The following is a 217-nucleotide window of genomic DNA, read 5'->3' as shown; positions in this document are numbered from 1 at the left end:
GGTCATGAATACGCTGCCTGACTTAAGCCAACTGACCCATGAACAACTGCTGGAATTCACCAGGCAGTTGGCGCTGCAGCATCAGTCTCTAGCACAATCAAACCAACAATTAGATTCTAAAGTTCAACATCTTTCTATTCTCAATCAAAAATACGAGCATGAACTCGCACTATTTAAACAGCACAAATTCGGCAGTAAAAACGAACATCTCACTGCA

At 41.9% G+C, this 217-nt stretch carries 1 pseudogene; it reads left to right on the top strand.

Features of this window, described 5'->3' with window-relative positions:
• Positions 1 to 4: 4 nt before the first annotated feature.
• Positions 5 to 217: pseudogene (locus WFH18_RS18400) on the top strand (IS66 family transposase); the annotation flags it as partial.

This window comes from Acinetobacter sp. USHLN143 (genome assembly GCF_037145695.1).
In the GTDB taxonomy this organism is placed as follows: Bacteria; Pseudomonadota; Gammaproteobacteria; order Pseudomonadales; family Moraxellaceae; genus Acinetobacter; species Acinetobacter fasciculus.
Note: the sequence above shows the minus strand (reverse complement) of the source record. Positions and strands in the feature narration are given on the sequence as shown.